This window comes from Paenactinomyces guangxiensis (assembly GCF_016055185.1).
GTDB classification, from domain to species: domain Bacteria; phylum Bacillota; class Bacilli; order Thermoactinomycetales; family Thermoactinomycetaceae; genus Paenactinomyces; species Paenactinomyces guangxiensis.
The window spans coordinates 1-6107 of the sequence record NZ_JAECVR010000045.1; the positions used below are offsets into that span (position 1 = coordinate 1).

Genomic DNA, 6107 nt, shown 5'->3' on the forward strand with positions numbered 1-6107 from the left:
AACAAAAGAAATGCTTCTTCTCCAGCTACCTTTCGAAGTGAATACCGTCAACAAAACTGGCGTTTTGTCACAGAGGGTTTAGGAAAGAAGTTTCTCTCAAAAAGGAGTCGAATGGAACAGCTGTTTTCTACTCTTAAAACCCTTTATGGGCTGGAACAGCCCAGGCTATATGGTATCCACAGATACTACCGGAATACTTTGTGGGTAATTTTGTTATATTTACTCGATCAATTAATAGATAAAAGATTAGGTTTTAACACTTCAAAAGCGCCTTGGAACCGCTAGGTTTCTAGGTTTTTACCTTAGTTATGCAACAAGGTCGTAATAAAAAAATTAATCTTAAATATTATTATATTAAAGTTAATTAATTGACTAGTATGAAAAATTGTTCTATTTTAAACTTGTAAAAATACATGTACCATACAAGTTTGGTTTATAATAATTTACCGGGGGCATTCACCCGAATAACTACACCACGGAGGTACAAATTGCGAAAAGTACTTATTTACTCATTCATTATCGTATTGTTTTCTAGTCTTTTAACAGGATATCCGATCCATGCGGCAAGTGCTTCTGTATCAAAACCGACAGGTGGCATGTTAGCTGACTATGAATCTGTCATTCGCGAAACCACTCCAAGAGCAGACGGAATTAAACATGTAAATACTCCTGCCACAATTAAAAAATTAAAGGAGTTGCACATCGATACCTATTATTATTTGATTTGGCACCAGCCGACTGATTGGGATGATTTGAAAAACGAATTTATCTCAGCAGCAGACAAAGCCGGAATCAATGTGATTGTTTACCTCGTACCTCCTTCAGAATCAACAGGCTCCCGAAAGTCTTACCCCTATGTCACCGATTACATCGAGTGGGCGAGAGCTATTGCAGAACTATCCCTGAAACACGACAATTTAGTCGGATGGGCGATTGATGATTTCAGTTTCAACCTGGATTTTTATACGCCCGAGTATATGGCACAGATGAAAACCACCGCGAAATCCATCAACCCCAAACTGTCGTTTATGCCGCAAATCTATAGCCCGTCATTAACAGAAGAGTTTATACAGACAAGGGGCCAATATATTGACGGCGTCATCATTGCCTATCGGGATGACCCTTACCGGAATACACAGATCTGGTCAACAGCTCAGGAACAAATCGATCAGGCTTATCATATTTTACAGAAACACGATCTTCCGTTGATCTGGATGGTGTATACTTCCCGTCTGACACGAACGCCGGGCAACCCTTCCGCTGAATATGTGACCAAGGTTGTGCAGATTGCCCTGGATAACATGAGAAAAGGAAAACTGGCCGGAGTGATCACCTATGTGCTGGAAAAAGAATTTATCCCGGAGACGGAAGATCATAAAGCAGTTTCCGGCAATGGATATCTGAGTTTATTTGTCCCGGCGGGATCACCGACAAATCAGGCTGATTACGTTTCCGCTTCACAGATGATCCAGCCGGATGGCTCCGGAATATATACACTCACTTTTCAAACCATGGACGAAGGGCCTAATCTGGCCGGTTACCATTATAAACAGGTGATGATCGATGATGAGGTTGTCTGGGAACAAGATGTCGCGGCAAATACAACAGATCAGGAGTGGGATAAAGTTGTTCTTGATCTAACTCCATATCTTACTGGAAAGAGCCAGGCCAAACTAACCTTTCGCCTCTATGAAAAAAACGGAGTCAAAAACTTCTACAATAATATCGGGTTTGATGCACTTGAAGCGAACGGGTTTACAATTTTGGATAAAGATTTTGAAAGGAAGAGCAACTGGGAGATTTCAAGAAACTATTCCGGGCTGATCGGGGAAATACTAATCTATGACCCTCACCGGCGGATGAAAGTGTTTTATGCTGTGAAAGTATCATATCTGACCTATGACTTGTACGACCAAATCGTTCAATCGGAGGTTCAGCTTGGGGTAAAGCATAGTCTCGTAGTAAAAATTGACCAGGCACTTACTGAATACTATGCCAAACATCCTAAAAAAGCTTTAAACAGACTGAACGCCCTGAAGAATGAAATGAATGACCAGGCTGGAAAAGCGATTCCGCAAGAAACAGCGGACCAATGGACTTCTGCAATCACCCTGATTTCTTCGATGATAACTCCCCGATAAAAACATTTTAAAAGGGACCAGCCCCGACTCAGGCTGGTCCCTTTATCATTTCATTCTTCTTGCCGAATCTTAGATTGTGGAATGAGACGTGTGGTAAAAGCAGCATAATGAATATAGTGGATTAAAACGGGGCAAAGCGGGTGAATTTAACCGGAAATACAATTTTGATTACCGGCGGAGCCTCAAACATGGATCTGGGTATTCGCTGAACGTTTTTAAAGGGAGGCAATGAGGTCATCGTTTTAGGACACCGGGAAGAGAAGCTTAAAGAGAGAAAAGGCTCCGGGCTTCAAGGGATGAAATCGATCATAGAACATAGCAGGCATGGGGAAATTTTTTAAAAAACAACCCCGAATTTCTCGGTTAATTGAATTATTGTTAGCAGAACGCCACCTTTTCATTCAGATCAGAGGTGGAGTTGTTATGTCCTGTTGTAACCATTTCGGCCGGATTAGCTTCCTTACTCCCAAAGTTAACAATTGCAAAAGCAATTTTATCCAGCACATGATTTCTTCGTCTTACCCCGGATCTGCTATATCAAAATTTATTGTTGGTTTCGATACTTTGGCAACAGTTTTCCGAACTCATCATCATACATACCAGCCTTTTTTAGCTGAATGGAGTTACAAATATGGTTATCAAAATAAAACGTTACTTCTTTATCGTTTATTCGGTATTTCAATAATTCTACGTTAGGAAAAACGGCGCTTTTATCTTTAATCGGTTTACCAAATACATCCAGTACATCATTGCGGGTAATGGGCAGGTTTTTTTCTTCCTGGATGGTAATATAGGTGAGCCGTTTCTTGTAAAAAGTTAATCTTATTTGTCTTTCTTTATATTTGTAACCCAATCCCAGGTGGTCTTTTGATTCTTGATGATCAAAGTGTAAACTGCCCATTTTGCTTTCATCACCGCAGCGGGATTTCACTTCATCAAGTGAAGTACCGAGCGGACCGCAATCATAGTGAATAATATCCCCTTTTTCCAGCCATTTTTTAATCTGTCTGACCGCGGTGACACCCCCGCGGCGGGAGATTGTTTTGTCATGCGGCAAAGGCTGGCTCACGGTTAGATATGTATGTTGGTTCTTTTTCTCCAGAGGAGGGGATGATTTCATATTTTCAATAGATATCTGTTCAAGAATATTCTTATTATCGTTAAACCGAAATGATAATTTATACGGGGAGAGGATATAATCGTAATTCAAATATACCGTGTTATCAAATTCAAATTTAAACGGCTCGGGCATATCCGGTTCGCCCAAAGTTTTCTTGATCTCACTCAGTTTGATCGAAGCAAAACCTTTATCAATAACCGCAGCAGATTTTAAATGATAATTGGAAAAATCTAATGTCGTCAGCCGTTGATCACCTTCAGCATAATACAATGTGTGTGTGGCTGAAGTGACCTCAAAATTGATGTCAGCTCTGGTCGGTTTGTCGCATGTTTTCAGCACCTCACTCACTCTGGTACCGATTGGTCCGCACTTGTAGTGAATCAGGTTTCCGTTTGTTGCAAGCCGCTTAATTTTTTCCACTGTTGTCTCCGGTTTTTCTAATCCAAGTACTTGATATACCCAATCATTTGTCTTTTCTTCAAAGGCAGCCAGTATTATGGTGATCATCGCCGGAACGATAACCACTGCCAGAAGAAAGGAAAGAACTGTGTAGATCCGCACTTGCCGGCTTTTCTTTTTTACCACTTCTATTTGTTTGAAGGTTTCTTCTACAAGCGGTTCTTCATCAAGTTGTCTTTCTTTTTTAACCTCTTCTTCCTTCTCAATTTCTTCCTCAAGCTTCTCTCCAGCATCATGATTTTGTTTACACATGCGGGATTCCCCCCAGTTCATACAGGAATATCTCCAAAAAAGAAGTTGGAATAGATGATTTCATAACGCAATAGTGAATTTTTATTTAAATATACTAAAAATCACTGTTAAAGTGTAGTTGATTTGTGCAATCTTATACATTGATATCCATTGATTAATCCACGATTTAATAACTAATAGCAATATTCCTAACATAACTAAGTGAATATACGGAACGAATCGTCCAAAATAGTATTCGGGAAGGATACGTACACCTCTGGAAGGAACTACGAAAAAAGCCCTAACAAGCCAAACAGCGTAGTTTATCCATCCTGATCAGAATCAGGATGGATAAACTACGCCAATCAAACGTTGTATTTAATAACCCCCGAGATTTCCGTTTTTTCGTGCTTGTCTTTCCAAGCGGCCAAATAACCACAAACCCACAATTAGATAAACCAGGGAATTAAGCAATAAAAAAAACTAACAATGACTTGTTGAAAACCGACTCCGGAAAGCACAATATTCTTTATATTAATACAGCCCCAGGTAATAGGCAGGCATTTTGAAACAACATCAATGATCGGCGGCAAAGTACGTTGTGATAATGTAATTCCTGTGAAGAATAGAAATAATATAATTTAATATAATCGTAAAAGCACCAATTCTTTTAAATACAAGAGAAAGCCCTGCTAGTAAAAAAGCAAAGCCATAAATACCTAACATTGTAAGCAATATAACAACCGCAAATGCAGACCAAGAAATCTGAATGCGAAAAACCCCAGATAAATCAAAGGTGATAAATAGAGAAACAAAACCAAACGTTATACCTGTTAAAATCATCCCGCCGATCATATCAAATACAAACGTTCCAACAGCCCTGCCTAGTAACATTTTAACCAACGGAGTACGGGTCAGATAGATTTGCTCAAGTGTTCCAATGGTCATCTCTTCTTGTAAAATAAAACTAAAAACCGCAATGGCATTAATTCCGATATACCAAATAAATATCCCGGTTAAAAGCTGAAATAGTGACAACTCTGTCTATTCTCTATTTTGAAAGATCGTATAAAACAGTCCTATAAATAATATTGTATATGAAGCGATCTCCCCAACCGCATCCAGATAGTATCTTTTGAAAAATCCCCGAAATTTATGATACTCCGCCCGAAGAACGAACCACATTGCCACTTTTTTCACCCACTAACTCCAAGAAAATTTTTTCCAGTGATTTTTCACGCTTGCGGAGATCAATAATTCTAATATTCTGTGCTCTCATTTCTATCATCAGTTCTTCAAATGTCGTCAGTGGCATAATCCAACTACTATCTTCATCCTGCGGAATTCCGCTCAATTTACTCTTTTTCTCTTGATCATCCGGGTGAACATTGACCTCAACAAGGAGTTGATGATTATACTCCTTTAATAATTCGGATTTAGATTGAAAGGTAAGAACCTGACCATCTTGAAACAAAATAATATATTCGCTTACCCGTTCAGCTAATTCAAGCTGATGCGTTGTCAGGATAATTGTTTTTCCCTGTTTCGCCATTTCCTGAATCATAAGAAGAAGATCATCATCGAAAATATTACCAGTCGTGAAACGATCTTCTGGTAAAAAAACACACGGTTTAATATTACCAAACTCACTGATTACCCATGCCAGATTTCCCGCTCCGCAGGCAAATCCTCCGTGGTTTAAATCAATAGGCCTCTCTTCCACCTTATCAGCTGACCAATCGTAAACATCGATTTCCCCTTTATATTTACTTGAAAGGGCTGCGATTAATTCTGTAGCTTCACGATCTTGATCGGTGGTTAGCTCCCATGCTCTTTCTAAGTTTTGTCCTCTTCCATAACGGCTAAACGTTCCAAATTTCAGTGCTTTAACCCCCATAGTTTTACATAGCTGAACAATAGACTCCAAATCTTTATAATTTGATTGGGTTACGATAGAAGAAACGGTTACAGGGCACCCTTTTTCTACTAGTACTACAGTTGTATTTTTTGGATTTAGTGTAATATAGAGTTGTGAATTGACTACAACTATTCGGTGGGGAACCCTTAATGGACTTTCAAACGGATAAACAAGTTGTTGAACATATTGAAATAGATGCATTTAACTGGTCTGCTGAATTTGAAGCGTTAGCCAATCG

Annotated in this window: 4 protein-coding genes and 1 pseudogene; 2 read left to right on the forward strand and 3 right to left on the reverse strand. The window is 39.2% G+C overall.

All coding sequences use genetic code 11. The features are described from left to right. Positions 1 to 285: pseudogene (locus I8U27_RS20825) on the forward strand (ISNCY-like element ISAcar1 family transposase); the annotation flags it as partial. A gap of 203 nt (positions 286 to 488) precedes the next feature. Then, positions 489 to 2141, forward strand: coding sequence for a hypothetical protein (locus I8U27_RS19980; RefSeq protein ID WP_181755046.1), 1653 nt, complete (start codon positions 489 to 491; stop codon positions 2139 to 2141). Between the two features lie 544 nt (positions 2142 to 2685). Here the strand turns inward: I8U27_RS19980 and I8U27_RS19985 are convergent. The 3 genes from I8U27_RS19985 to I8U27_RS19995 all read right to left on the reverse strand — a co-directional run bounded on the left by I8U27_RS19985 (position 2686) and on the right by I8U27_RS19995 (position 6070). Continuing rightward, positions 2686 to 3972, reverse strand: a complete 1287-nt coding sequence (locus tag I8U27_RS19985) for a DUF4309 domain-containing protein (RefSeq protein ID WP_181755047.1) — start codon at positions 3970 to 3972, stop codon at positions 2686 to 2688. Between the two features lie 555 nt (positions 3973 to 4527). Next, complete coding sequence (locus I8U27_RS20830) at positions 4528 to 4989, reverse strand: hypothetical protein (protein WP_232345701.1); 462 nt, start codon at positions 4987 to 4989, stop codon at positions 4528 to 4530. Between the two features lie 115 nt (positions 4990 to 5104). Then, positions 5105 to 6070 (reverse strand): hypothetical protein, encoded by a 966-nt coding sequence (locus I8U27_RS19995; protein WP_181755048.1) that lies wholly within the window; start codon positions 6068 to 6070, stop codon positions 5105 to 5107. Positions 6071 to 6107: the final 37 nt, after the last annotated feature.